The 25916-nt window shown below is 74.3% G+C and carries 20 protein-coding genes; 3 read left to right on the forward strand and 17 right to left on the reverse strand.

Annotated features, from left to right (window positions below):
- Position 1: 1 nt before the first annotated feature.
- The 7 genes from ACI79Q_RS05510 to ACI79Q_RS05540 all read right to left on the reverse strand — a co-directional run bounded on the left by ACI79Q_RS05510 (position 2) and on the right by ACI79Q_RS05540 (position 8052).
- The gene (locus ACI79Q_RS05510) at positions 2-1207 is read right to left on the reverse strand and encodes a phosphoglycerate kinase (protein WP_456612868.1); all 1206 of its coding nucleotides are present in this window, start codon (positions 1205-1207) and stop codon (positions 2-4) included.
- The gene (gene gap / locus ACI79Q_RS05515) at positions 1207-2211 is read right to left on the reverse strand and encodes a type I glyceraldehyde-3-phosphate dehydrogenase (RefSeq protein WP_456590325.1); all 1005 of its coding nucleotides are present in this window, start codon (positions 2209-2211) and stop codon (positions 1207-1209) included. The genes ACI79Q_RS05510 and gap overlap by 1 nt, the downstream gene beginning before the upstream one ends.
- A 340-nt stretch (positions 2212-2551) precedes the next feature.
- Entirely contained in the window at positions 2552-3526 is a 975-nt protein-coding gene (whiA, locus tag ACI79Q_RS05520) for a DNA-binding protein WhiA (protein ID WP_456590378.1), read from the reverse strand.
- A 140-nt stretch (positions 3527-3666) separates the two neighbouring features.
- On the reverse strand, positions 3667-4599 hold the full coding sequence (locus ACI79Q_RS05525) for a gluconeogenesis factor YvcK family protein (protein ID WP_456590324.1): 933 nt from the start codon (positions 4597-4599) through the stop codon (positions 3667-3669).
- A 35-nt stretch (positions 4600-4634) separates the two neighbouring features.
- Positions 4635-5609 carry an RNase adapter RapZ gene (gene rapZ / locus ACI79Q_RS05530; protein ID WP_456590323.1) on the reverse strand — a complete coding sequence of 325 codons (975 nt, stop codon included), beginning with the start codon at positions 5607-5609 and terminating at the stop codon, positions 4635-4637.
- Entirely contained in the window at positions 5606-7642 is a 2037-nt protein-coding gene (gene uvrC, locus ACI79Q_RS05535; RefSeq protein ID WP_456596477.1) for an excinuclease ABC subunit UvrC, read from the reverse strand. Before uvrC ends, rapZ begins: the two co-directional genes overlap by 4 nt.
- Positions 7643-7776: 134 nt before the next feature.
- Entirely contained in the window at positions 7777-8052 is a 276-nt protein-coding gene (locus ACI79Q_RS05540) for a hypothetical protein (protein ID WP_456598841.1), read from the reverse strand.
- A gap of 290 nt (positions 8053-8342) precedes the next feature.
- Here ACI79Q_RS05540 and ACI79Q_RS05545 point away from each other — a divergent pair, with 290 nt between their 5' ends.
- Positions 8343-9608: a cytochrome P450 gene (locus ACI79Q_RS05545; protein WP_456614341.1), complete on the forward strand. Its 1266-nt coding sequence runs from the start codon at positions 8343-8345 to the stop codon at positions 9606-9608.
- A gap of 64 nt (positions 9609-9672) precedes the next feature.
- Here the strand turns inward: ACI79Q_RS05545 and uvrA are convergent, their stop codons facing one another.
- Both uvrA and ACI79Q_RS05555 read right to left on the reverse strand, forming a co-directional pair.
- Positions 9673-12570 (reverse strand): excinuclease ABC subunit UvrA, encoded by a 2898-nt coding sequence (gene uvrA, locus ACI79Q_RS05550; protein WP_456590319.1) that lies wholly within the window; start codon positions 12568-12570, stop codon positions 9673-9675.
- Positions 12571-12732: 162 nt separating this feature from the next.
- Positions 12733-14190, reverse strand: a complete 1458-nt coding sequence (locus ACI79Q_RS05555) for an amidase (RefSeq protein WP_456590318.1) — start codon at positions 14188-14190, stop codon at positions 12733-12735.
- A 47-nt stretch (positions 14191-14237) separates the two neighbouring features.
- Between ACI79Q_RS05555 and ACI79Q_RS05560 the strand changes: the two genes are divergently transcribed.
- On the forward strand, positions 14238-14903 hold the full coding sequence (locus ACI79Q_RS05560; RefSeq protein WP_456590317.1) for an MBL fold metallo-hydrolase: 666 nt from the start codon (positions 14238-14240) through the stop codon (positions 14901-14903).
- Positions 14904-14965: 62 nt separating this feature from the next.
- On the opposite strand, the gene ACI79Q_RS05565 is transcribed toward ACI79Q_RS05560, so the two are convergent.
- The 7 genes from ACI79Q_RS05565 to ACI79Q_RS05595 all read right to left on the reverse strand — a co-directional run bounded on the left by ACI79Q_RS05565 (position 14966) and on the right by ACI79Q_RS05595 (position 23253).
- On the reverse strand, positions 14966-16009 hold the full coding sequence (locus tag ACI79Q_RS05565; RefSeq protein WP_456614342.1) for a phosphotransferase family protein: 1044 nt from the start codon (positions 16007-16009) through the stop codon (positions 14966-14968).
- A complete protein-coding gene (locus ACI79Q_RS05570; RefSeq protein ID WP_456614343.1) occupies positions 16006-17217 on the reverse strand; it encodes a phosphotransferase enzyme family protein in 1212 nt (403 codons plus the stop codon). The genes ACI79Q_RS05565 and ACI79Q_RS05570 overlap by 4 nt, the downstream gene beginning before the upstream one ends.
- A complete protein-coding gene (locus ACI79Q_RS05575) occupies positions 17204-19090 on the reverse strand; it encodes an ABC transporter ATP-binding protein (RefSeq protein WP_456614344.1) in 1887 nt (628 codons plus the stop codon). The genes ACI79Q_RS05570 and ACI79Q_RS05575 overlap by 14 nt, the downstream gene beginning before the upstream one ends.
- Positions 19087-20262 (reverse strand): glycosyltransferase family 4 protein, encoded by a 1176-nt coding sequence (locus ACI79Q_RS05580; RefSeq protein WP_456614345.1) that lies wholly within the window; start codon positions 20260-20262, stop codon positions 19087-19089. The genes ACI79Q_RS05575 and ACI79Q_RS05580 overlap by 4 nt, the downstream gene beginning before the upstream one ends.
- A complete protein-coding gene (locus ACI79Q_RS05585) occupies positions 20262-21527 on the reverse strand; it encodes a glycosyltransferase (RefSeq protein WP_456590312.1) in 1266 nt (421 codons plus the stop codon). The genes ACI79Q_RS05580 and ACI79Q_RS05585 overlap by 1 nt, the downstream gene beginning before the upstream one ends.
- Positions 21514-22812 carry a glycosyltransferase family protein gene (locus tag ACI79Q_RS05590; RefSeq protein ID WP_456590311.1) on the reverse strand — a complete coding sequence of 433 codons (1299 nt, stop codon included), beginning with the start codon at positions 22810-22812 and terminating at the stop codon, positions 21514-21516. Before ACI79Q_RS05590 ends, ACI79Q_RS05585 begins: the two co-directional genes overlap by 14 nt.
- Before the next feature lie 159 nt (positions 22813-22971).
- Positions 22972-23253: a hypothetical protein gene (locus ACI79Q_RS05595; RefSeq protein WP_456590310.1), complete on the reverse strand. Its 282-nt coding sequence runs from the start codon at positions 23251-23253 to the stop codon at positions 22972-22974.
- Between the two features lie 86 nt (positions 23254-23339).
- Here ACI79Q_RS05595 and ACI79Q_RS05600 point away from each other — a divergent pair, with 86 nt between their 5' ends.
- Entirely contained in the window at positions 23340-23927 is a 588-nt protein-coding gene (locus ACI79Q_RS05600) for a sugar O-acetyltransferase (RefSeq protein WP_456596471.1), read from the forward strand.
- A gap of 107 nt (positions 23928-24034) precedes the next feature.
- Here the strand turns inward: ACI79Q_RS05600 and ACI79Q_RS05605 are convergent, their stop codons facing one another.
- The gene (locus ACI79Q_RS05605; protein WP_456614346.1) at positions 24035-25705 is read right to left on the reverse strand and encodes a M28 family metallopeptidase; all 1671 of its coding nucleotides are present in this window, start codon (positions 25703-25705) and stop codon (positions 24035-24037) included.
- Positions 25706-25916 lie beyond the last annotated feature (211 nt).

A 25916-nucleotide genomic window follows, 5' to 3' on the forward strand; every position in this document is an offset into this window, starting at 1 on the left:
CTCACTCCCCCGCTCGGTCGGCCAGCACGGCGAGGCCCGGGAGCTCCCGGCCCTCCAGGTACTCCAGCGACGCACCACCGCCGGTGCTGATGTGCCCGTAGGCGTCCTCGTCGAGGCCCAGCACCCGGACAGCGGCCGCCGAGTCCCCGCCGCCCACGACCGACAAGCCGGCGACGGCGGAGACCGCCTGGGCCACCCCGCGGGTGCCCGCCTGGAAGGGAGCCAGCTCGAAGACCCCCATCGGCCCGTTCCAGAACACCGTGCGGGCGTCGCCCAGGGTGGTCCCGAAGAGCTCCACGGTGCGCGGGCCGACGTCCAGGCCCATCTGGTCGTCCGGGATGGCGTCGACCGCCACGGTGGTGGTCGGGGCGTCCGCGCTGAACTCCGGCGCGCAGACGACGTCGACCGGGAGCACGATCCGGTCGCCGGCCTCGGCCAGCAGCCGGCGGCAGGTCTCGACCTGGTCGGTCTCCAGCAGCGACTTCCCGACCCCGTGCCCCTGCGCGGCCAGGAAGGTGAAGCACATCCCGCCGCCGACGAGCAGCCGGTCCACCTTGGGCAGGAGCGCCTCGATCACCGCGAGCTTGTCGCTGACCTTGGAGCCACCGAGCACGACGACGTACGGCCGCTCGGGCTCGGTGGTGAGCCGGGTGAGCACCTCGAGCTCGCGGGCGACCAGCCGCCCGGCGTAGCGCGGGAGCCGCTCGGCGACGTCGAAGACCGAGGCGTGCGCCCGGTGCACCGCGCCGAAGGCGTCGTCGACGTAGACGTCGGCCAGCGTGGCGAGCCGGTCGGCGAGCGCGCCCCGCTCGGCGGTGTCCTTGGCCGTCTCGGCGGCCTCGAAGCGGACGTTCTCCAGCAGCAGGACGTCGCCGTCGCCGAGGGCGGCGGCCTTGGCCTGCGCGTCCTCGCCGGCCACGTCGGACGCCAGCGGGACCGTCGTCCCGAGCAGCTCGCCCAGGCGGGCGGCGACCGGCCCGAGCGAGAACTGCGGGTCGGGCGCGCCCTTCGGGCGGCCGAGGTGGGCGGCCACGACCACCCGCGCCCCGGCCTCCCGCAGCGCCTGGAGCGTGGGCAGGCTGGCGCGGATCCGGCCGTCGTCGGTGATCGCGCGGGTCTTCTTGTCCAGCGGGACGTTCAGGTCGGCGCGCAGGAGCACGCGCCGACCCGACACGCCTTCGGCGATGAGGTCGTCGACGGAGCGCATCAGAGGGACTTGCCCACCAGGGTGGTCAGGTCGACGAGGCGGTTGGAGTAGCCCCACTCGTTGTCGTACCAGCCGAGCACCTTGGCCATCGGCCCGAAGACCTTGGTGAGCTTGGCGTCGTAGATGCACGACGACGGGTCGGTGACGATGTCGGAGGAGACGATCGGCGCGTCCGTGTAGGTGAGGTACTTGCCGAGCGGGCCGGCGGCGGCCTCGCGGTAGGCGGCGTCGATCTCGTCGGCCGAGGCCTGCTTCGTCAGCTGGACGGTGAGGTCGGTCGCCGAGCCGGTGGGCACCGGGACGCGGATGGCGTAGCCGTCGAGCTTCCCCTTGAGCTCGGGCAGGACCAGGCCGATCGCCTTCGCCGCACCGGTGGAGGTGGGCACCATGTTGAGGGCGGCGGCGCGGGCGCGACGCAGGTCCTTGTGCGGGCCGTCCTGCAGGTTCTGGTCGGCGGTGTAGGCGTGGATGGTGGTCATCAGGCCGCGCTCGATGCCGAACGCGTCGTTGAGGACCTTGGCCAGCGGGGCCAGGCAGTTGGTGGTGCACGAGGCGTTGCTGATGATCGTCTGCGAGCCGTCGTACAGGTTGTCGTTGACGCCCATGACGATGGTGATGTCGTCGTCGGTGGCCGGCGCGGAGATGATGACCTTCTTGGCCCCACCGGCGTCGACGTGCTTGCGCGCGTCGGCGGCCTTGGTGAAGAAACCGGTGGACTCGACGACGACGTCGACGCCCAGGTCGCCCCACGGCAGGTTGGCCGGATCGCGCTCGGAGAGGACCTTCATGGTCTTCCCGCCGATCTTGATGCCCTCGCCGTCGGCGGCGACGTCCTCCTTGAGGACGCCCAGGATGCTGTCGTACTTCAGCAGGTGGGCGAGCGCCTCGTTGCTGGTGAGGTCGTTCACCGCCACGATCTCGATGTCCTGGCCGCTGGCGGCGGCGGCACGCCAGAAGTTGCGGCCGATCCGGCCGAATCCGTTGATGCCTACCCGGACCGTCACTGCAGACCTCCCATGGGAACCGTCACGTTGGCTGCCGCGCGGACCGCGCGGCCTCGCTCCGTGCAGACCCTATCGGTCGCGGCGAGACGCGGCTCCCACTCGCCCCGTTCGAGCACCCGCCCCCTGTTGATCAGGTCACCTGATCAACAGGGGTCCTGGCTCAGGGTCGACGGTGAGCCAGGACCCCGTCAGGTGAGCCAGGACCCCGTCAGGTGAGCCAAGACGCCGGGAGGTGAGTCAGGACGTCGGGCCGGCGCCCGCACGTCGACCGGCCCGCCACCCCGGGGGGCGACGGGCCGGTCGACGAAACGGTCGAGCAGTGCCGGGCGGGGCCGGGCCGCTACTGGGTCAGCATGTCGTCGGTGACGACCGACTCCGTGTCGGGGATGCCGAGATCCTTGGCCCGCTTGTCGGCCATGGCCAGCAGACGCCTGATGCGGCCGGCGACCGCGTCCTTGGTCATCGGCGGGTCGGCCCGCTGCCCGAGCTCCTCCAGCGAGGCCTGACCGAACTCCAGGCGGAGCCGGCCGGCGACGAGGAGGTGCTCCGGAGCGTCCTCCCCGAGGATCTGCAGGGCCCGCTCGACCCGGGCGCTGGCGGCGACGGCGGCCCGCGCCGAGCGGCGCAGGTTGGCGTCGTCGAAGTTGGCCAGGCGGTTGGCGGTGGCCCGGACCTCCCGGCGCATCCGCCGCTCCTCCCAGGCGAGCACCGCGTCGTGGGCGCCCATGCGGGTGAGCAGCGCGCTGATCGCGTCGCCGTCCCGGACGACGACCCGGTCGGCCCCGCGCACCTCGCGGGCCTTGGCGGCGATGCCCAGGCGGCGAGCGGCTCCGACGAGGGCCATCGCCGCCTCCGGGCCGGGGCAGGTGACCTCCAGAGAGGAGGAGCGGCCGGGCTCGGTCAGGGAACCGTGGGCGAGGAAGGCTCCGCGCCAGGCGGCCTCGGCGTCGTTGATGCTGCCGGACACGACCGCCGGGGGCAGGCCCCGGACCGGGCGTCCGCGCTGGTCGACCAGGCCGGTCTGGCGGGCCAGACCTTCGCCGTGCTTGGCGATGCGGACCAGGTAGCGCACGCCGCGGCGGATGTTGCCGCCGGCGAGCACGCTCACCCCGCTGGTGTAGCCGTAGACCTCGCTGATGTCCCGCCGCAGCCGCCGGGCGACCGAGCCGGTGTCCAGCTCGGCCTCGATGACCACGCGACCACCGACGATGTGCAGGCCACCGGAGAACCGCAGCAGCGCGGTCACCTCGGCCTTGCGCTCGGAGGTCTTCGTGCACTCCACCCTGGAGAGCTCGTCCTTCACCATCGCGGTCATCGCCACGCCGTCCACCCCCACGTTCCCCCGGGGTTTGCCGCCCCCGCAGTCCGGGTCAGCGTCATCTACGCCGTCCCCTCTCCCCCTCGTGCCGGCCGGTCGACCGTCCACCTGGTACCCGCTCGCACACCGCTATTCGTTCACCGCAGCCCGACCACGGAGGCCAGCGCCGCGGACAGCCGCACCGGGTCGTGCCGCGGCGCGCCGTCCGGCTCGGCGACCGGCGCCAGCAGCAGCTCCGCGCCGCACCCGCGGACCGCCTCAAGCAGACCACGGCGGTCAACCACCGATTCCACGTCCGCGATCACGGTGTGCAACGCCACTCCGTCCAGATGGACCTGCAACACGGACAGGTGCTCCTCCGGGGAGAAGCCGTCCGTCTCGCCGGGCTGCGGTTCCAGGTTCAGCACCACCACCACCCGTGCCCGGGTCGCCGCCAGGGCGGCACGGAGCCGGGGCACGAGCAGGTGCGGCAGCACCGAGGTGTACCAGGAGCCGGGCCCGAGCGAGACCACGTCCGCCGCGGCGATCGCCTCGAGCACCGCGGGGTGCACCACCGGATCGGCCGGGGCGAGCCGGATCTCGCGGACCCGGCCCGGGGTCGCCGCGATCGCCACCTGCCCGCGGATGGTGCGCACGCGGGCCGGGTCGTCCGGGTCGGCGGTCTCCACCCGGGCGACCAGGTCCAGTGGCTCGTCGGCCATGGGCAGCACCCGGCCGGCGGCACCGACGAGCGAGCAGAGCTCGTCGAGGGCCCGGACGGTGTCACCGCCGAACATCTCCGTCAGCCCGGTCAGGAGCAGGTTGCCGACCGGGTGGCCGGCCAGGACACCGCTGCCACCGAAACGGTGCTGGAACAGCGTGGCGAGGGTCTGCTCGCGCTCGGCCTCACCCGCGAGCGCGGCCAGCGCCATGCGCAGGTCGCCGGGCGGCAGCACCGGCATCTCCCGCCGGATCCGCCCGGAGGAGCCGCCGTCGTCGGCCACCGTCACCACGGCGGTCAGCGCCGGGGTGATCCGGCGCCAGGCGGCCAGCGCAGCCGCCAGGCCGTGCCCGCCGCCGAAGGCGACCACCCGGGGCGCTCGTCCCGGGACCGTCGGCCCTGCCACTACTCGCGCCCCAGGTCGCGGTGCCGGGCCACGGCGGCGATGCCCTCGGCGCCCAGCCGCCGGGCGAACTCCTCGGCGATCGCCACGCTGCGGTGCTTCCCGCCGGTGCAGCCGACCGCGAGCGTCAGGTAGCGCTTGCCCTCGCGGCGGTAGCCGGGCAGCAGCAGCCGCAGCACCTCGCCGTACCGGTCCAGGAAGTTGGCGGCGTCCTGCTGCCCGAGCACGTAGTCGCGGACGTCGGCGTCGCGCCCGGTGTGCCCCCGCAGCTCCGGCACCCAGTGCGGGTTCGGCAGGAAGCGGGCGTCCACCACGAGGTCGGCGTCCAGCGGCAGCCCGTACTTGAAGCCGAAGCTCATCACCGTCGCGGTGAGGGGCGGGGTCTGGCCGTCGCGGGCGAACGCGTTCTCCAGGGTGGCACGTAGCTGGTGGACGTTGAGATCGCTGGTGTCCACCCACAGATCGGCCTCGCCGGCGATGCCGGTGAGCAGCGCGCGTTCGGCGGTGATCCCGTCGATGAGCGTGCCGTTCCCCTGCAGCGGGTGCTCCCGACGGACGGACTCGTAGCGCCGGACCAGCACCTCGTCGCGGGCGTGCACGTACACCACCCGGGGCCGGTGCCCGGCCTCGGAGAGGACCCGGATGGCCTCCTGCAGGTCGCTGGAGAAGGCCCGGCTGCGGACGTCGACGACGGCGGCGAACCGGCGCAGGTCCCCGCGGGCGCCCAGCTCCACCATCGGCAGCAGCAGCGCCGGCGGCAGGTTGTCCACGACGAACCAGCCGAGGTCCTCGAGCACCCGGCCGGCGCTGTTCTTCCCGGCGCCCGAGAGCCCGGTGACGACGACGACCTCGAGTGGCTGGGTCTCCGTGCTCGCCGGGTCCATCGCCGGCGAGACGTCGTTCTGGGGCCCCACCGGGGGCGTGGTGCCGGGCCCCTGGGCCGGCGCCTCGGCCTCCCTGCCGGCGTCCGCGGTCACGAGGCCACCCGGCCGACCTCGGCGGTGTTCCCGGAGCCGGCGCGCGGGACGCCCTGCTCGGCCGGGCCCTGGGGCGCGAGGGTGGTCTCCGCCGCCGGCGGCTTCCCCTCCTCGGGCGCCGGCACCGGTTCGGCCACCGCCATCTGCACCGCCTCCGCCGTCCGCCGGCCGATGCCGGGTACCGCCATGAGCTCCTCCACTGTCGCGGCCCGCAACCGTTTGAGCGAGCCGAACTGCTTCATCAACGCCTTGCGACGCGTCTCCCCGAGCCCGGGGACGTCGTCCAGGAGGGAGACCAGCATGCCGGTGGACCGCTTCTGCCGGTGGTAGGTGATGGCGAAGCGGTGGGCCTCGTCGCGCACCCGCTGCAGCAGGTAGAGCGCCTCCGAGGTGCGCGGCAGGATCACCGGGTCGCTCTCCCCCGGCAGCCACACCTCCTCCATGCGCTTGGCCAGCCCGCAGACGGCGACGTCGACGATGCCGAGCTCGTCCAGCGAGCGCGCGGCCGCGGCCACCTGGGGAGCACCGCCGTCGACCACCAGCAGGTTCGGCGGGTAGGCGAACCGGCGGGGGCGCCCCTCCTCGGCGGCGATCCCCTGCTCGTCCCGGCGGTCGGCCTCGTCCTTGAGGTGCCGGGCGAAGCGGCGGCGGACCACCTCGGCCATGGCCGCGGTGTCGTCGGTGCCCTCGGTGACGGAGAACCGGCGGTAGTCGGACTTCTTCGCCAGCCCGTCCTCGAAGACGACCATCGAGGCCACCACGTTGGTGCCCTGGACGTGGCTGATGTCGATGCACTCGATCCGCAGCGGTGCGTCGGGCAGCTCGAGCGCCTCCTGGAGCTCCGACAGCGCGAGCGAGCGAGCGGTCAGGTCACTGGACCGCTTCACCCGGTGCCGGGCGAACGCCTCCTTGGCGTTGCGCTCGACGGTCTCCATGAGGCTGCGCTTGTCGCCCCGTTGCGGCACGCGCAGTGAGACCCGGCCGCCGCGGAGCTCCTCGAGCAGCTCGACGTAGACGTCGGCGTCGTCGGGCAGCTCGGGGACGAGCACCTCGCGCGGGACGGCCTCGCCGGCCTCACCGACGCCGGTCTCCTCGTCGACCCCGCCGTACACCTGGAGGAGGAACTGCTCCACCAGTTCGCCGGTGGTGACGTCCTCGACCTTGTCGATGATCCAGCCCCGCTGCCCGCGCACCCGCCCGCCGCGGACGTGGAAGACCTGGACGGCCGCCTCGAGCTCGTCCTGGGCGAAGGCGACGACGTCGGCGTCGGTGCCGTCGCCGAGGACGACGGCCTGCTTCTCCATCGCCCGCTTGAGCGCTCCGATGTCGTCGCGGAGCCGGGCGGCCTTCTCGTACTCCATCGCCTCGGCGGCCTCACCCATCTCCCGCTCGAGCCGCTTGATCATCGAGTCGGTGCGCCCGGCCATGAAGTCGCAGAAGTCGTCGACGATCCGCCGGTGCTCCTCGGCGCTCACCCGGCCCACGCACGGGGCGGCGCACTTGCCGATATAGCCCAGCAGGCAGGGCCGGCCGATCTGGCCGGCGCGCTTGAAGACGCCGGTGGAGCAGGTCCGTGCCGGGAAGACGCGGGTCAGCGTGTCGAGGGTCTCGCGGATCGCCCAGGCGTGGGCGTAGGGGCCGAAGTAGCGGACGCCCTTCTTCTTGGGCCCGCGCATGACCTGCAGCCTCGGGTACTCCTCGTTCAGCGTCACGGCGAGGCTCGGGTAGCTCTTGTCGTCGCGGTAGCGGACGTTGAAGCGGGGGTCGAACTCCTTGATCCAGTTGTACTCGAGCTGGAGCGCCTCGACCTCGGTGCCGACGACGGTCCACTCCACGCTCGACGCCGTCGTCACCATCTGGCGCGTGCGCGGGTGCAGGCCCGCGACGTCGGCGAAGTAGCTGTTCAGCCGCTGCCGGAGGCTCTTGGCCTTGCCCACGTAGATGACCCGGCCGTTCGGGTCACGGAACTTGTAGACCCCCGGGGACTCCGGGATGGAGCCGACCGCCGGGCGGTACGTGGAGGGGTCGGCCATGCCTCCACACTAGGTCGCCGCACCGACACGTCGTCAGCGAGCGCACCCGTCCGTCACAACCGCCCCAGCGGTTGCGGGCAGGCGTCGAGCCCGGTCCGGCGCCAGCGCGCCGCACCGGGCTCGGGGACGCCGGCTCAGACTACCGGGCGGGACCGCCAGGGCGCGTGGGCGGTGAGCCCGGCAGTCGCGCGCTGGGCGAGGTGAACCGCCCGCCGCGCCAGCACCAGGGCCGACACGGCTCCCGCACCGCCGGCCGCGACCGTCATCACGCCCGACGCCCCACCGGTGAGGACGGACGCGGACAAGGCCAGCACAGCGAGCAGGACGATCGTCGACCGCACTCCCCCGCCGGACACGGGCGAGCCGCAGTTCGAGAGATCGGGGTCGCAGTCGGGCGTCAGCGCACTCATCGCTGTCCTCCTCCGAGGGACTCCGCCACGCTGCTCGAATGCTCTACGTGACGTCGGTCACAACGAGAGTACGGCGGTGGGGCTTCCCGCTCAACCCCGTGGCCTCCACCCCCCGGTCCGGCGGCCCCGCGGTCCGGCGGCCCGGGGGTGCGCCGACCCCACGCAGCACGCCCACGCGCGATCCGCCACGGCGCCCGACCAGCACGCCGAGCAGCGCCGCGTGGTTCGGCGATCGCGGTACCGGGCAGCCGTGCCGGGTGGCCCGGAACGACGACCGGAAGAGGTGACCGATGATCCCGACCCTCCCCGCGCCCGACAGCTCGCTGGCCCTGCTGCGCGACGGCTACGCCTTCATCTCCCGGCGCTGTGACCAGCTCGATACGGACGCCTTCCGCACCCGGTTGCTGCTGCAGCCGGCGGTCTGCATGCGCGGCACCGAGGCGGCCCGGATCTTCTACAGCGGTGAGCGCTTCACCCGGACGGGGGCGTTCCCCTCGTCGGTGCTGCGCCTGCTCCAGGACGAGGGCAGCGTGCAGGCGCTGGACGGCGAACCGCACCGCCACCGCAAGGACATGTTCCTCAGCGTGCTCCAGGGCACCGGCAGCGAGGCGATCACCGAGCGGCTCGCCGACGAGTGGCGCCGCGCCGTCCCCCGCTGGCAGCGGGCCGGTCGCGTCGCGCTGCACGACGCGGTGAACGAGGTGCTGACCCGTGTGGCGGCGGGCTGGGCCGGGCTGCCGATGAGCGAGCGCGACGTGCGCCTGCGCACCCGGGAGATGTCGGCGATGGTCGACCACGCCGGTGACCTGGGGCCACGGAACTGGCTGGCCAGGGTGCTGCGCAACCGCTCGGAGCGGTGGGCGCGGGACCTCGTCGAGCGCACCCGCCGCGGCGCCCTGCAGCCGCCGGCCGGCAGCGCGCTGGCCGTGATCGCCGCCCACCGCGACACCGCCGGGGAGCCGCTCACCCTGCCGGCTGCCGGGGTGGAGCTGCTCAACGTCCTGCGGCCCATCGTCGCCGTCAGCCGGTACGTCGTCTTCGCGGCGATGGCGCTGCTGCGTCACCCGTCCTGGTACGACACCTTCGCCGACGGTGACGAGACCGACCTCATGGCCTTCGTCGACGAGGTCCGCCGGTACTACCCGTTCTTCCCGTTGATCGGCGGGCGGGTGCGCCGGCCGTTCACCTGGCAGGGGCACGACTTCCAGGTGGGCCTGCGGGTGCTGCTGGACCTGTACGGCACCAACCACGATCCGCGGCTGTGGCCGGACCCCGAGGCGTTCCGCCCCGAGCGGTTCCGCGACTGGAAGGGCGATCCCTACACGCTGGTGCCGCAGGGCGCGGGCGAGTACGGGGACGACCACCGCTGCCCCGGCGAGCCGATGACCCGGCTGCTCATCGCCGAGGCGATCCGCCAGCTGACCCGGTCGATGCGCTACCGGGTGGGGGTCCAGGACCTCAGCGTCAGCCTGCGCCGGCTGCCGACGCTGCCGACCTCCGGCTTCGTCATCTCCGACGTCCGGCCGCTGCCGACGGCGGTTCCGGCCGCGGGCTGAAGCCGCCCGCGACGTCGACGGCCCGGGCCCCGGCGTGCGGGCGCGGACCGTCGACGTCCACCGGTCAGCTGGCCTTCTTGCGCGCCCGCTTCTTCACCGGGCCGGCCGCCGCCGCGGCGACGGCGTCGGCGTCCAGCAACGGCACGAGGTACCGGCCGGTGTGGCTCTCCGGCACCGAGGCGACGAACTCCGGCGTGCCCTCCGCGACGACCATGCCGCCGCGGAAGCCCCCCTCGGGCCCCATGTCGACCAGCCAGTCGGCGCTCTTGATGACGTCGAGGTTGTGCTCGATCACGAGCACCGAGTTGCCCTTGTCGACCAGCCCCTGCAGGACCAGCAGCAGCTTGCGGATGTCCTCGAAGTGCAGACCGGTGGTGGGCTCGTCGAGCACGTAGATGCTGCGCCCGTTGGACCGCTTCTGCAGCTCGCTCGCGAGCTTCACCCGCTGCGCCTCACCACCGGAGAGCGTGGTCGCCGGCTGGCCGAGCCGGACGTAGCCCAGGCCGACGTCGGTGAGCGTGCGCAGGTACCGGGCGATGGCCGGGATGGCGGCGAAGAAGTCCGCCGCCTCCTCGATCGGCATGTCGAGGACCTCGGACACCGTCTTGCCCTTGTAGTGCACCTCGAGGGTCTCCCGGTTGAACCGGGCGCCCTTGCACACCTCGCACGGCACGTAGACGTCGGGCAGGAAGTTCATCTCGATCTTCAGCGTGCCGTCGCCCGAGCAGGCCTCGCAGCGGCCGCCCTTCACGTTGAAGGAGAACCGGCCCGGCAGGTAGCCGCGGACCTTCGCCTCCGAGGTCTGGGCGAACAGCTTGCGCACGTGGTCCCAGACGCCGGTGTAGGTGGCCGGGTTCGAGCGCGGGGTGCGGCCGATCGGCGACTGGTCGACGTGCACGACCTTGTCCAGGTGCTCCAGCCCGGTGACCGTGCGGTGCCGGCCGGGCACCAGTCGCGCCCGGTTCAGCTCGTTGGCCAGGACGCTGTAGAGGATGTCGTTGACCAGGCTGGACTTGCCCGACCCGGAGACGCCGGTGACGGCGACGAGCATGCCGAGCGGGAAGGTGACGTCGACACCCCGCAGGTTGTTCTCGCGGGCGCCCTTCACCACCAGCTCGCGCCCCGGGGTCCGCTCGCGGCGTTTCGCCGGGACGGTGATCTCCTTGCGCCCGGACAGGTACTGGCCGGTCAGCGACCGCTCGCTGGCGAGCAGGTCCTCGACCGTGCCGCTGACCACCACCTCGCCGCCGTGCTCACCGGCTCCCGGGCCGATGTCGACCACCCAGTCCGCGGTCTTGATGGTGTCCTCGTCGTGCTCGACGACGATCAGCGTGTTGCCCATGTCGCGCAGCCGCACGAGGGTCTCGATGAGCTTGGTGTTGTCCCGCTGGTGCAGCCCGATCGACGGCTCGTCCAGCACGTAGAGGACACCGACGAGGCCGGATCCGATCTGGGTGGCCAGCCGGATGCGCTGCGCCTCACCGCCGGCCAGGGTGGCGGCCGGGCGGTCGAGGGAGAGGTAGTCCAGCCCGACGTCGACGAGGAAGGACAGCCGGGCCTGGATCTCGCGCAGCACGCGATCGGCGATCGCCTTCTCCCGCTCCCCGAGCTCCAGCGCGCCGAGCCACTGCGACGCCTCGCCGATGGAGAGGTTGGTGACCTCGGCGATGGAGCGGCCGTTGAGCTTCACCGCGAGGATCTCCGGCTTGAGCCGGGTGCCGTGGCAGACGGGACAGGGCACGTCGCGCATGTAACCCTCGTACTTGTCCCGCATGTAGTCGCTGTCGGTGTCGTCGTGCCGGCGCTCCAGGAACGGCAGGACACCCTCGAAGGCGGCGTAGTAGCTGCGCTCGCGGCCGTACCGGTTCTTGTAGCGCACGTGCACCTGGTCGGGCGAGCCGTGCAGGATCGCCTTCTGCACCTTGGCCGGCAGCCGCTCCCACGGATCGTCCATCGAGAAGCCGATCTGCTGCGAGAGACCGGTCAGCAGTCGGGTGAAGTACTCGTTGCTCATCGAGCTCGACCACGGGGCGATCGCGCCCTGGTTGAGGCTCTTGCCGGGATCCGGCACGACGAGCTCGGGGTCGACCTCCTTGCGCGTGCCGATCCCGGTGCACTCGCCGCAGGCGCCGAAGGGCGAGTTGAAGGAGAACGAGCGCGGCTCGAGCGCCTCGAACGACAGCCCGTCGTCGACGCAGGCCAGGTGCTCGGAGAAGGTGCGCTCGCGCGCGGGGTCACCCTCCGGCAGGTCGACGAAGTCCAGGACGACCAGCCCCCCGGCCAGCCCGAGCGCGGTCTCCACCGAGTCGGTGAGCCGGCGCTTGGCGCTCTCCTTCACCGTGAGCCGGTCGACGATCACCTCGATGCTGTGCTTCTCCTGCTTCTTCAGCGCCGGCGGTTCGGTGAGCGGGTGCACGGTGCCGTCGACGCGGACGCGGGAGAACCCCTGGGTCTGCAGCGAGCTGAACAGGTCCACGTACTCGCCCTTGCGCGCCCGCACGACGGGGGCGAGCACCTGGAAGCGGGTGCCCTCCTCCATCGCCAGCACCTGGTCGACGATCTGCTGCGGGGTCTGCCGCGAGATCGGCTTGCCGCAGTTCGGGCAGTGCGGCTGCCCGGCCCGCGCGTACAGCAGCCGCAGGTAGTCGTAGACCTCGGTGATGGTGCCGACGGTCGACCGGGGGTTTCGGTTGGTCGACTTCTGGTCGATCGACACCGCCGGCGAGAGCCCCTCGATGAAGTCGACGTCGGGCTTGTCCATCTGGCCGAGGAACTGGCGGGCGTAGGCCGACAGCGACTCGACGTACCGCCGCTGCCCCTCGGCGAAGATCGTGTCGAAGGCGAGGCTGGACTTGCCCGACCCCGACAGCCCCGTGAAGACGATGAGCGCGTCACGGGGGAGGTCGATGTGGACGTCCTTGAGGTTGTGCTCGCGGGCGCCGCGGACGACGAGCCGGTCCATGTGATCCCTGTCGGTCGCTGGTGGGTGGTGCGGTGGTGGCCTGGACGGCGGCGGTCGTGGTCCGATCGCGGCCCAGCCCGTGCAACTCCGGCGCGGCCCGCGGTCGTCCACCCGGCGCTGTGAGTTGCGCCCGGTCACCGGGCGGCCGCTGCGCGCTCGGGCTCAGGCCGGCGTCGCGGTGGGGTCGAAGACGGGCGCGTACCGGCGCCAGGGCCGACGGGACTCCAGCTCGCCGGCGATCCAGAGTAGCCGCTCCTCGGCACCCGGCGGCCCGACGAACTGGACCGGCACGGGGGGCCCGCCCGGCCGGGCGCCGGCCGGCAGGACCGCGGCCGGGATGCCCGCGAGGTTCCAGGCCGCCGTCCACGGGGACCAGCGCGCGTTGGCCGTGAGGTTGGCCAGGAAGGACCGCTCGTGCCAGGGCCGGGCGGGCAGCGGCGGACCGGTGGTGACCGGCGTGAGCAGCAGGTCGACGTCGTCGAAGAAGCGCTCCATCCGCTCCCGGAACCGCTCCTGCGTCCGGGGCCGCACCAGCCCGAGCCGGCGCACCAGCCGGCCGACGCGGGCGTGCGTGCGGCTGCGGGGCTGCAGCCGCGCACGGTCGATGCCGAGGAACTCCGCGTCGTCCTCCGCCCCGGCCATCCACCGCGCGAGCGCGCCGGCCGCGGCGGCCGGGGTGACCGGCGGGTTCCGGCGCACCACCGTGTGCCCGGCCGCCCGCAGCTGGTTCACCACGGCGTCGACCGCCGCGCGCGTGGCCTCGTCCGCGCCGACGCCGGGGAGCGGCGACCGGGTGCTGACGGCGATCCGGAGCGGACGTCCGGGCGCGGCCGGGGCCGTGGGCCGCTCCCCCGCCAGCACGGCGTGCGCGACCGCGAGGTCGGCGACCGTGGTGGCCAGCGCGCCGTTGACGGCCATGCCCGACCAGTCGTCGGCGCCGATGCCACCCGGGACCACCCCGACGCCGGGCTTGAGCGTGACCAGCCCGCACGCCGCGGCGGGCAGCCGGAGGGAGCCCATCCCGTCGTTGCCGTGGGCGAGCGGGACGGCGCCGGAGGCCACTGCCGCCGCACTGCCGCCCGAGCTGCCCGCCGGCGAGAGGGCGGTGTCCCAGGGATTGCGCGTGACCGTGCCCGGGCCGTCGGTGGCGGCGTACAGGCACAGCTCGGGCACCCGGGTGATGCCGACGACGACCGCGCCGGCCTTGCGCAGCCGGGTGACGATCTCGTGGTCGCGGCGCTCCGGTCCGCTCTCCCGGGCCGGGGAGCCGTCGGTGCACACCTCGCCGGCCACCGGCACGTTGTCCTTCACCGCGACGGGCACCCCGGCCAGCGGGAGGGCGAAGCGGGTGAGGCTCGCGTCGACCGCGGCGGCCTCGGCCAGCGCCGCCTCGCGCCGGACGACGCGGAAGGCGCCGACCCGCGCGTCGACCGCCTCGATGTGGTCGAGGTGCGCGCGGACCACCTCCACCGCCGTCAGCTCGCCCGCGCGGACCCGCGCCGCGATCTCCGTCGCCGTCAGCCCGACGATCCGCGCCCCGGGCTCCTGCGGCTCGCCCCCCGCGGCCCCGCCTCCTGCAGCGTCGCCCTGAGCGGTGCCGACACCTCCGCTAGCGTCCATGACTGGACCGTAACCGCGCCCGCCGACACTTTCCGAACGGAGTCCGGATGAGCACCCCCACCTATACCGGAGACGTCACGGTGGGCGGCCCCGCCGACGTGCGCGAGCTGCCCGGGCTGACCATCAGCAAGGTCGCGGTCAGCGAGATGGCGAACAACGCCTACCTGCTCCGGTGCACCGCCACCGGCGAGGCCCTGCTGGTCGACGCCGCCGACGAGCCGGCCACCCTCCGCTCGCTGGTCGGCGACGCCGACCTGCGCACGGTCGTCACCACCCACGGGCACTGGGACCACCACCGGGCGCTGCCCGACGTCGTGCGCGAGACCGGGGCGGCGACCGTCGCCCACCCGGCCGACGCCGCCGCCCTGCCCGTTCCGGTGACGCGGCCGGCCGAGCACGGCGACACCGTGGCGGTCGGTGAGCAGACGCTCGAGGTCGTGCACCTGCGCGGGCACACGCCCGGCAGCATCGCGCTGGTCTGGCGTGGCCCCGCCGACGCGGGGGTGCACGTCTTCACCGGCGACAGCCTCTTCCCCGGCGGCGTGGGCAAGACCTGGTCGGCGGAGGACTTCGCCAGCCTGATCGACGACGTCGAGGAGCGACTGTTCGCCGTCCTCCCGGACGACGCCTGGATCTACCCCGGGCACGGGCGGGACACCACCCTCGGCGCCGAGCGCCCGCACCTGGGCGAGTGGCGCGAGCGCGGCTGGTGACCCCGCCGGTGGTTCCGGGTGCACCAGGCGCCATCCGGCCGTCGACAGGTACCCCGGCGAGGTCAGCTGACCGCCGCGCCGGGACGGAAGGCGTACACCGCGGCGAGCCGGAGCCGGGTCGCCGCCGCGTAGGCCGGTAGTCGGGTGAGCGTGGCGGTGGACGGGCGGTACCCCTCGAGCACCGCGTCGCGCAGCACCGCCGCGGTTCCGAGAAGACCCTGCTGCTCCCGCAGCTCCAGGTGGACCAGCAGATTGGCCACGTCGAGCGCCGGCTCCCCGGCGGCGAGCAGGTCGAAGTCGAGCAGCCCGACGGACCCGTCGTCGGCCACGAGCACCTGCCGGTCGTGCAGGTCCCGGTGCAGGAGCGCCGGTGGACCGGCCGGCCGGTCCGCCAGTGCGCGGGCCACGTCCTCGACACCGGGGACGTCCGCCGCTCCGAACGTGCGGGCCAGCTCCGCCCACCGACGGAGCACCGCCACCTCCGCCGCTGCGTCGTGCACCGGCGTACCCGGCGGTACCGGCGCCCGGTGCAGCGCAGCCAGGGCCGTGCCCAGCGACCGGCAGGCCGGCACCGCGGCTGCGGAGGCGAGCAGTTCGTGCAGCGGCCGGCCCGGCAGGGCGGCCGTGGTCAGCCGGCCGAGTCCGAGGTCGGACCCGAGCAACCGCGGTGTGCGCACCGGCAGCCGGGGCACCCGCTGGGCCGCGAGCAGCAGGCCCGGCAACCGGTCCGGCCGCACCACCTTCGTGTAGGCCACTGCTCCGTCCGGTCCGCCGTGGCGCAGCACCGCGCGCCGCTCCGGGCGGTGGGCCAGCAGAGCGGCGCCCGGAGCGGCGAGGAGCTCGCCCAGGCCGCGCAACCGCCGGTCAGCGCCCCGGGGCTGCAGCACGAGGCCGCCATGCACGGTCGCGCCGACGGTCGCCTCGGCGACCGCCCGGGCGCGTCCGGGATCGCCGAACCACTGCCCCGCGGTCGGCCCCCCGCCCAGCGTGGCCTCCAGGAGCAGGTGCTCCGGACCTCGCGGCCAGGCCCGCAGCAGCCGACCGCCCAGGCTCTCGACGGCGGCGCAGGCGGCGGCGAGCCGGGTGCGCGTCCGGCTCCCGTTCACGACAGGGCCCGCTCGGCGGCGTCCAGGGCGCGGACCAGACCGCTGTCCCACGCGGGTTCGGCCAGCCGGAAGGGCTCCGGCGCCCGGCGCAGCAGCGCAGCGGCGGTGTGGGCGGCCAGCTGACGAGCCGGGGGCAGCGCACGGATCGTGGCGTAGCCGGCGAGCACCGGCTCCACGTCCCCCCCGTGCCCGCCACCGTCGAGACGGGCGCCGGCGATCATCGACGCGAGGTCGGCGGCAGGATCGTCGAGCGCCAGCTCGTCGAGGTCGGCGAGCGCCGGGCCGCTCGGCCCGACGACCACCTGGTCGGCCGAGAAGTCACCGTGGCAGACCCGCAGCCCGGGCGGTGGTCGGAGCCGCGCCGCGATCACCGCGGCCAGGCCCAGGGCGCGGCCGGCCTGCGCGGGGAGCAGCCGCGCCACGAGGCGGGCTCCGGCCCGCGTGCTCTCCGCGACCGTCTCGGGACGGCGCCGCAGCCCCGGGGCGGAGTGCTGGTGGAGCTGCGCCAGCGCCCGGCCCGTGGCGCGGAGCAGCGGCGCACGGTCGCCGACGGGGACGTCGCTCAACGCCTCACCGGGCAGCCACTCCATGACCGTCAGGCCGAGGCCGGCATCCGCGGCGACGAGCCCCGGCGTGCGCACCCGGGCCGTGCCGAACGCGGAGAGGGCGGTCACCAGTTCGGCGGTGACGGCCGGCCGGTGGACACGCAGCAGCACCGGCTCCCGGCCGGCGGCGGTGAGGACGCCGACCCACCGGCGGGCGGGCTTGTACCGCAGCACCCGGATCGTCGCCGCGGCGAGCGGCCACCCCGGGAGCAGCGGAGCCAGGACGCCGGGCCCGCCGCCCGGCCCGGCCAGCGCGGCGACACCCGGCAGGTCGCGGTCGGCCGCCCCGGTGGTGAGCAGCAGGCGCCTGCCCTCGTCCACGGCGAGCACCGTTCCGCCCGGGGCCCGGCGGCGGGTCTTGGCGAGCTTGGGCGCGCTGTGGCCGGCCCAGGCGCTGAGCACCGCAGGGACCGCGCCCGCCCCGGTGCGCAGCTCCAGGCCGAGCACGCAGCCGGTGCCCGGCTTGTACCGGAGGTAGCGGCGTCGCGCGGTCCCGAGGCCGTGCCCGGCCAGCCAGCCGGCCAGCACGTCGTCGTCCAGCAGCACCGGCAGGCCCGGCAGACCGGGGTCACGGGCGGCGAGGTCGGCGTCAGCGGGCTGCACGGGGGAACTCCTCGGACCGCGTCGCCGGCCGGTCCGCCGGCACGACGGAGATCGGCGCGGTGCGCGGGTGCTCCGCCGGCAGCGGGACCGGCCCGGCCGGCAGGACCGCCTCGGGCCGCCCGGTGCGGAGCACCCGGCCGTCCTCCATCCAGAACACCCGGTCGGCGTTCCGGGCCGCGGCGAGGTCGTGGGTGATCACGAACGTGGTGCGCCCGTGGGTCAGCCGGGCCAGCGCCGCGGTCACCTCCGCCTCGGTGTCCTCGTCGAGGCCGGTGAGCGCCTCGTCCAGGACGACGATCGGGGCGTCGCGGAGAGCGGCCCGTGCGATGGCGATCCGCTGCCGCTGGCCGCCGGACAGCGTCGAGCCGCGCTCGCCGACCACGGTGTCGTAGCCCTGCGGCAACCGCCTGACGAAGTCGTGTGCGCCGGCGAGCCGGGCGGCCGCCTCGATCTCCTCCTGGGTGACCTCCCGGTCGACACCGAGCGCGATGTTCTCCCGCACCGATGCGGCGAACAGCACGCTCTCCTGGAGCACGATGGACACGCTCGCGCGCACCGACGCGACGGTGAGGTCGCGGAGGTCGTGCCCGTCGAAGGCGACGGTGCCCGTGTCCGGGTCGCGCAGCCGGGACAGGAGCGAGACGAGGGAGGACTTCCCCGCCCCCGAGGGGCCGACGACGGCGATCCGCTCCCCCGGCCGCACCCGCGCGCTCACGCCCCGCAGCACGGGATGACCGGGCTCGTAGGCGAGGTGGACGTCGTCGAACTCGACGTAGCCGAGCAGTGCGGGGCACGGGCGTGCCCACGGGGCGTCCCGCAGCCCCGGCTCCACCTCCAGGACGTCGACGATCCGCTCCCCGGACGCGGCGGCCTTGGAGATCCGGCCGGTGTACTTCGCGATGTCGCGCATCGGCTTGAACGCCGTCTTCAGGTAGGTGAGGAAGACGGTCAGCTCGCCGGGAGTCAGGTCACCGGCCAGGACCTGACGGGCCCCGACGTAGAGGACGATGCCCGTGGCCAGGCCCACGAGGACGTCGGTGCTGCGCTCCAGCCCGGCAGAGAGCCGCTTGGCCCGCACGCCGTCGCGCAGGCTTCGCTCGTTGCTGCCGCCGAAGCGCTGCTGCATGCGCTCCTCGAGGGAGTAGCTCTGCACCACCGTCATCGCCCCGAGCGACTCGGTGGCCAGCGACGCCAGCGCTCCCTCGGCCGTGCGCTGGGTCCGCGAGACGCCACTGATCCGCCGGGTGAGCCGCACGCTGATCAGCCCGAAGAGCGGGAAGACCAGCAGCACGACCATCGCCAGCTGGAGGTTGAGCGCGGCGACGACCGCGAGCATCCCGAGCAGCGTCACGGCGTTACCGAACAGGGGCAGCGCCGCGGTGACCGTCGCCTCCTGCAGCCGGCCGACGTCCCCGGTGACCCGCGTGACCAGGTCCCCGGTCCTCGCACGGTCGTGGAACGCCATCGACAACCGGTTGAGGTGGGCGTACAGCTCGCCGCGCACCCGGGTGAGCACCCGGTTCCCGGCCAGCGCGAAGCAGACGGTCATGCCGAAGGAGGCCAGCGCCCTCAGCGCGACGACCGCGAAGACGGCGATCGAGGCGACGACCAGCACGGTGCCCAGGTCGTCACGCGGTGCGACGGAGAGGTCGGCGCCGGCAGCGACCACGACGGCGTCGATGACCCAGGCCAGCGGCCAGGGCTCCAGCAGCCGCATGGCGACCTCGGCGAACAGGGCGAGCAGCCCCAGCAGGAGCAGCCGGCGCTGGCTGCGCACGTGCGGGCCGAAGCGGCGCAGCGTGCGCCGCAGCCCCGGCAGCGCCGAGCGCAGGCCGATCGGCCGCTCACGGCGGATCGGCGTGCCCGTCCTCACCGCGGCACCCCCGGCCCCGCCGGCGCGGCCGTCCCGAGCGCGTGCGCGAGCGAGCGGCGGACGACGTCCCGCCAGGTGTGCCGGGACACCGCGGCCGCGCGCCCGGCGGAGCGGAGGCGCTTCCGCTCGGCGGCATCCGCGCGCAAGGCCGACAGGGCGGCGGCCAGCGCGGCCGGGTCGCCGGGCGGGACGAGCCGGCCCAGCGGCCGCCCGTCGGGCCCGCCGCCGAGGATGCCCGGCACCTGCCCGACCCGGCTCGCGACGACCGGGAGCCCGGCGGCGAGGTACTCGTAGACCTTCAGCGGGGAGAAGTAGCTGTTCTCGTCGGCGGGGTAGGGCGCCACTCCGACGTCCATGCGCTGCAGCTGGGCCGGCACGTCCGCCGGCGGCAGGGCGCCGGTCGCCTCGACCACGGCGCCGACCTCCGCCGCCCGGGTCAGCAGGGCCGGCCCCATCGGCCCGTCACCCACCAGCAGCAGCCGCCAGGTCGGGTCGTCCACGGACAGAGCGGCGACGGCGTCGACCAGCGTCTCCACGCCGTGCCACGGCTTGAGGGTGCCGACGAAGCCGACCGTGAACGGCGTGCCCCATGCCGGGGTCACCGGCCGCGACGTCGGCTGCACCCGCTCGACGTCGACCCCGTTGGGCTCGGTCCGCACCCGGTCGGGACGGCGGGACACCGACCGGGCCCAGGCGGCGACCGGGTCGCTGACGCACACGACCGCCGTCGCCGCGGAGAGGGCCGCGGAGGCGACGGCCTCGGCGCCCGCGCGGTCGGCCAGCGACCGGTGCGCGGCCTGCTCCGCGGGCAGCGGCGCGTTGACCTCCAGCACGCTGGGCACGCGGGCTCCCTGCGCCCAGGCGGTCGCGGTCCGCCCCCACAGCGAGTACCGCTCGTAGACCAGCTCGGGTCGGATCCGATCGAGGCAGGCGGCGACGGCGGCGTCGCAGGCCTGCGCGGAGCGCTCCCGGTCAGCGTCCTTTCCCGTGACCGGTGGCAGACCGTCCAGCGTGAGGCCGGGCAGCGGCTCGCCGCCCAGGCGGGGACTGAGGACGTGCACCTCGTGCCCGTCGGCGGCGAGCTCGCGGAGGACCGCCTGCAGGTGCACCGACGCGCCCTTGCTGCCGAAGACCGGGATGCCCGGATCGGTGCAGACGACGGCGACGCGCATCAGCCGGCCACCACGGCCTGCGTGCGGGCCGTCGACGCGCTCCCCGTGGGAGCTGCAGCGGGCGGGAAGCCGGCCGCGACGCCGGCCGCCTGCCGGCGGGCGTCGAAGTCGGCCTCGATGCGGTGCCGCGCCGACGTCGCCAGCCGGGCGCGCAGGTCGGCGTCGTCCAGCAGTCGGCCCAGAGCGGTCGCGAGCGCCCCGGGGTCGCGCTCGGGCACCAGCAGGCCGGTCTCCTCGTCCCGCAGGACCTCGGGGATGCCGGTCACCGGCGTCGCGACGCACGGCGTCCCGAGTGCCATCGCCTCCAGCAGCACGGTGGGCAGCCCGTCGCGGTTCCCGTCGACGCCGACGACGCAGGGCGCGGCGAAGACGGCGGCCGAGCCGACCACCCTCCGCACCTCCTCCTGGGTGAGCGCCCCGGTCATCGTCACGACGTCGTGGAGCCCCAGCCGGCCGACCCGGGCGGCCAGCTCGCCGGCCAGCGGTCCGGTGCCCACCAGCTGCACCGAGAGCTCGCGGCCACGGGCGCGCAGCAAGGCGACGGCGTCCAGCAGGTCCGCGAACCCCTTCTTCTCCACCAACCGGCCCACCGCCGCGATCACCGGCGGGCGGTCCGTGACCGGGTTGCGCGGGAAGGCGGCGAGGTCCAGGCCGTTGTAGACCCGCCGGACCCGGTCCGCGGCGGAACCGAAGCGGCCGCGCAGGTGCGCGAGGTTGAAGTCGCTGATCGTGACGACGTCGGCGGCGTCGACCAGCTTGGCGCGCAGCTCCTCGTGCCGGACCTCGCTGTGGAAGATGTCCTTCGCGTGGGCGGTGAACGAGTACGTGATCCCCGCCAGCCGCGCGGCGAGCCGGGCGACCGTGGTCGCGACGGACGCGAAGTGGGCGTGCAGGTGCGTGACTCCCCCGGCGCGGACGGCGAGTGCGAGCTCCAGCGCCTGCGCGGCGTCGAGCGCGTCGGCGTCCCACAGCTCGTCGGCGTGGTGGGCGAGGTCAGGCAGCCCGGCGCGGGCGTCCCGGAACGCCGTCCACAGGTCGTCGGCGCGGATGCTCGACGAGCGCAGGTAGGTGACCGGCGCCCGCAGGCGGGCGAGCGACTCGTGGAAGCGGCCGTCGGCCGGTGGCCGCAGGGAGAAGACCGCGACGTCGAGACCGCGCTCCTGGTGGGCGAGCAGCTCGGTGACCACGAAGGTCTCGGAGAACCGTGGGTACATCTTCAGCACGTAGCCCACGCGGCCGGGGCGGATGGGCTCAGGCAGCTGCACGACGGACCTCCTGCAGCGCGGTGCCGCCCGCGCCACCGGTCCCGCGGGCGGAGCGGCCGAGGGGCGGACGGGACCGGCCGCCCAGCACCAGGTCGGCCAGGTGCGGGACCCGGCGCAGCCCGTCCAGGTCGACCGGCGCACCGGCCGGGGCGGGCGTGCTGACCGCGGTCGCCAACCAGTCGCCCAGCACGGCGCCGCTCAGGTCGGCCGGGCGGCAGTAGTCGAGCAGCCCGCGCTCGGCGAGCCGTTCGGCACGTACCAGCTGCTCCTCGCGTGGGGCCACCCGCGGGACGACGAGCGCCCGGACGCCGGCGGCGAGGAGCTCGCAGACGCTGTTGTACCCGCCCATCGAGACCACCGCGGCAGCCGCGGCGAAGAACTCCTCGCTGTCCGGCACGAAATCGAGGACGGTCAGGCGCTCGTCGGCCGCGGCAGCGGCCCGGACGGCGTCGCGCACGGAGGCCGCCATGAACGGCCCGGTGAGCAACACCCCCCGGTGCCCCTCGGGCAGCGGCGCCGAGGCGAAGGCCCGGGCCAGCTCCTGGCCGTCCTGCCCACCACCCACGGTGCAGAGGACGTAGGGCTCGGCGGGCGGGGTGAGCCGGGCGGTCGGGCGGCTTCGCGGGCGAACGGTGTCCCGGCGGCCGTGCCCGAGGTAGCCGGTGTACTGGACCATGGCGACCACCTCGGGCGGCAAGCGGTACTCGGCGACCGGGTCGTAGACGACGGGATCGCCGTAGACCCACACCGCGTCGAAGTAGTCGACGAGGATCTCGGTGGTGGCCGACCGCTCCCACTCCTCGATCGCCACCTCGGGGCGGTCGAGCACCTCCCGCAGCCCCAGGACGACGCGGGTGTCTCCCAGCTCGCGGAGCGTGCTCAGCGCCGGGAGCAGCTCGCCGCAGACCCCGGCGGCGACCTTGTCGACGACCAGCAGGTCGGGGGCGAAGGCTCCCAGAGCGGCGTCCAGGATGCGCGCCCGGACGTCCAGCACCACCTCGAGCGGGCTGGCCAGCGCACGGGCTGCGTAGTCCCCGTCGTCGGTCTTCCGGATCGTGGGCAGCGTGAGGACGTCCGTGCGCGGTGGGAGCGGAAGCATCGCCGCCTCCGGGTTGCCGGTCAGCAGGAGCACGTCCGTGTCGGGGCGTGCCGCCACCAGCGCGGCGGCCAGGGCGATGTTGCGGCGCGTGTGCCCGAGACCCTGGGTGTCGTGCGAGTAGAACGCGATCCGCCGCAGCCGCGGCGAGGCCTGTGAGGTGCGCGAGGGCTGGGGTGTCGGCGACATGAGGTCCTCCGGCGACGAGGACGTGGCCGTCCGGTGTCGAGTGGGTGACCCCACCGTGCCCAGCTCGCGTGGCACCCCGGTGAGCCGTGGATGAGAGAGACCTCATCCACGGGCGGGTCGAACGGCACGCGGGGCGCGTGGCCGGCCCCGCTCGCGGCGTCAGTCCTCGGTGAAGAGCGCCACCAGCTCGTCGGGCGTGCCGGGCACGTGCAGCGGGAGCACGGAGACCGACCACTCCGGGCGCCGCTCGTCGACGCCGAGCGCCAGGTCCCACGCCGCGCGGGGGGTGAGCGGGCCGAAGCAGGCGTCGTCGCCGTCCTCGCCCAGGTCGACCTCGACGAGCCACTGGTCCGACAGGTCGGCGGCGAGCTCGGCGAAGTCGGGGGCCGCGTCCTCGTCGGGCTCCGGGGAGTCGATCCGGACCGGGTAGATGAGCGCCATCCTGCGCACGGTAGGCCCCCGGGCCCCGTCCGGCATCCCCCGGACGCCCGGGGCGCCGGGGAGTGCCCCGACCGTAGGTTGGGCGCATGACGACGCCGCGGGACGACGGTCGCTCCATGCGCGAACGGATGCTGGCCGGCGAGCCGTACCTCGCCGACGACCCGGAGCTCGGCGAGCTCAGCTCGCGGGCCCTCGACCTCGCCGACGCCTACAACGCGACGTCGGTCCGCCAGGCCGGGCTGCGCCGGAAGCTGCTCGAGCAGCTGCTGGGGTCGGTCGGCGAGGACACCGAGCTGCGCCCGCCGTTGCGCGTCGACTACGGCCGGCACCTGACCGTCGGCGCCCGCTGCTTCGCCAACTTCGGGCTGGTCGCCCTCGACGTCGCCCCCATCACCATCGGGGACGACGTGCAGATCGGGCCCAACGTCCAGCTGCTCACGCCCACGCACCCGGTGGAGGCGGAGCCGCGGCGGCAGAAGTGGGAGGCCGCGCAGCCGATCACCATCGGCGACAACGTCTGGCTCGGCGGCGGGGTCATCGTCCTGGCGGGCGTCACGATCGGCGCGAACACGGTCGTCGGCGCGGGCGCCGTCGTCACCCGGGACCTGCCGGCCGACGTCGTCGCGGTCGGCAACCCGGCACGCGTCGTGCGCCACCTGGACGAGGCCCGGTAGCCGACGAGCCGCCGCCGGCGTCCCCGTGGGAACGCCGGCGACGGCTCGACCGGTCGGAGGCCGACGGGGCGCGGCCGGTGCGGCCGCGCCCCGTCAGCCGTCAGTCGTCAGTCCACGACCTCGTGACCGTGCACGTGGTCGTGCGCGAGGCCGCCGCCGCCGGCCGCCTCCCTGAACGTGCCCTGCTCGCCGGCCGGGGCCGGCAGCTCGAACGCCGGACCGGGGACCGGTCGGCCCGGGACGCCGTTCACCGACTCCGTGGAGAAGGCGAACGTGAGCATCGCGAAGGCGATGAGGTCGCTGTTCACGTCCAGCGCGTCGAGGGCCATGTTGTCGATCTGGTCGCAGGCCAGGTGGTAGCACGGGTCGAACTGCTCGCCCGCCGTACCGCCCCAGATCGCCGCCTGCTCCTCGGTCTTGCGCACCTCGGCGCCGGTGAACAGACCCCCGGACGGGATGCCGGCGTTGATGAACGCCTGGTAGTCGCTGCGGCCGGAGTACTCCGCGTCGTCGTAGGGCACCCCGATCTTGGTGTAGTACGACTCGTAGAGGTCCTCGATCGCGGTGGAGCCCGCCGGGATCGGGGCCGAGGCGTCCCAGGTGGACTCGTCCGAGTCGTAGACCATCTGCACGTAGTTCGGCGACGCGACCATGTCGTAGTTCATGTAGAGCGCGATGCGGTCGAGCTCGGACTGCGGCAGCTTCTCGACGTAGCTCGTCGAGCCGACCAGCCCCTGCTCCTCCGCGGCCCACCACGCGAACCGCAACGTGTTGTGCGGCTTCATCCGAGCCATCGACAGCGCCGTCTCGAGCAGCGCCGCCGACCCCGAGCCGTTGTCGTTGATACCGGGTCCGACCTCGACGCTGTCCAGGTGGGCACCCGCCATGACGACGTTGTTCCGGTCCCTGCCCCGCAGCTCCGCGATGACGTTGTAGTCGGTGCGGGTCTCCGCGGGGAGCACCTTCACGAAGGCGGTGGCACCGTCGGCCGCCAGGGCCTCGCCCTGCGCGAAGCTGGCACCGACGACCGGGATGCCGTGCTGCACCGTGGTGCCGTCGCCGAGGGTCGCCGCGTTGGCGACGATCAGCTCCATGCGGTCGGGGCCGTTCCCCTGGTTGAAGATGATCACCGCCTCGGCGCCGGCCTGCTCGGCGTTGGCCACCTTGTCGCCGAAGTTGCAGGTGCCGCGCTGGACGAGGGCGATGTCGGCCGGGCCGGTGAGGTCCAGCCCGGCGAAGTCCTCGGCCTCGCAGCCGCTGCTGGAGGCGGCCGGGTCGGTCAGTGCGAGGTCGACCGGTACGACGGCGCCCTCCACCGTGCCCGAGCCGCTGCCGGTGAAGACCCCGGTCTCGTACTCGGCCTCGACGGGGGTGAGCTGGCGCAGCTCGGCGGGGAAGTTGAACGTGACCTCGACCGGGTCGAGCGTGACGTCGAACCTGGCCTGCCGCAGCAGGCCCGCGACGTACTCCACGCTGTCGGCGTAGCCGTCCGTGCCCGCCGCGCGGCTGCCCGGGTAGACCGGGTCGTCGCTGTTGTCCGCGATCTCCTGGAACGCGCGCTGGTGCTCGAGGATGTCCTCGAGGTCGACGCACTCCAGCAGCTTCTCGTACGTGATGTTGTGCCGGCGGTCGCACGGATCCCGGGGCAGGGTGTTCGAGTCCCGCGGTGCGGCGGTGGCCGTGGCGGGGAGGGCCAGCGCCAGCAGCAGTCCGCTGGTGCCCAGTGCGATGGCTCGAGCCGCCGTCCGTCGTGCGGACGCGGTCCGTCGTTCGTTCACGCTCGATCCCTTTCGATCGGTGGTCGGCGGGATCCCCGCCGGCGCCGGCGCCCTTGCCGGCACCGGAACTCCACCGGAGGAGAGGGCGCTTGCATAGGGGGAGTTCGCGATCCGGAACTGGCAGGAGCCCGCGCGGCACCCACCCGCCGAGGGCTCTTCTCCGCGGCCGACCAGCGGATTCAGGCGTGAGCCAGGTCACGACACGCAGAAA

This window comes from Blastococcus sp. SYSU DS0828, from assembly GCF_054050975.1.

Coding starts and splice junctions, on each gene's coding strand:
- ACI79Q_RS05510 (WP_456612868.1), bottom strand. CDS start 1,207: ATGCGCTCCGTCGACGACCTCATCGCCGAAGGCGTGTCGGGTCGGCGC.
- whiA (WP_456590378.1), bottom strand. CDS start 3,526: ATGACCGCGATGGTGAAGGACGAGCTCTCCAGGGTGGAGTGCACGAAG.
- uvrC (WP_456596477.1), bottom strand. CDS start 7,642: ATGGCCGACCCCTCCACGTACCGCCCGGCGGTCGGCTCCATCCCGGAG.
- ACI79Q_RS05540 (WP_456598841.1), bottom strand. CDS start 8,052: ATGAGTGCGCTGACGCCCGACTGCGACCCCGATCTCTCGAACTGCGGC.
- ACI79Q_RS05545 (WP_456614341.1), top strand. CDS start 8,343: ATGATCCCGACCCTCCCCGCGCCCGACAGCTCGCTGGCCCTGCTGCGC.
- uvrA (WP_456590319.1), bottom strand. CDS start 12,570: ATGGACCGGCTCGTCGTCCGCGGCGCCCGCGAGCACAACCTCAAGGAC.
- ACI79Q_RS05555 (WP_456590318.1), bottom strand. CDS start 14,190: ATGGACGCTAGCGGAGGTGTCGGCACCGCTCAGGGCGACGCTGCAGGA.
- ACI79Q_RS05560 (WP_456590317.1), top strand. CDS start 14,238: ATGAGCACCCCCACCTATACCGGAGACGTCACGGTGGGCGGCCCCGCC.
- ACI79Q_RS05580 (WP_456614345.1), bottom strand. CDS start 20,262: ATGCGCGTCGCCGTCGTCTGCACCGATCCGGGCATCCCGGTCTTCGGC.
- ACI79Q_RS05590 (WP_456590311.1), bottom strand. CDS start 22,812: ATGTCGCCGACACCCCAGCCCTCGCGCACCTCACAGGCCTCGCCGCGG.
- ACI79Q_RS05595 (WP_456590310.1), bottom strand. CDS start 23,253: ATGGCGCTCATCTACCCGGTCCGGATCGACTCCCCGGAGCCCGACGAG.
- ACI79Q_RS05600 (WP_456596471.1), top strand. CDS start 23,340: ATGACGACGCCGCGGGACGACGGTCGCTCCATGCGCGAACGGATGCTG.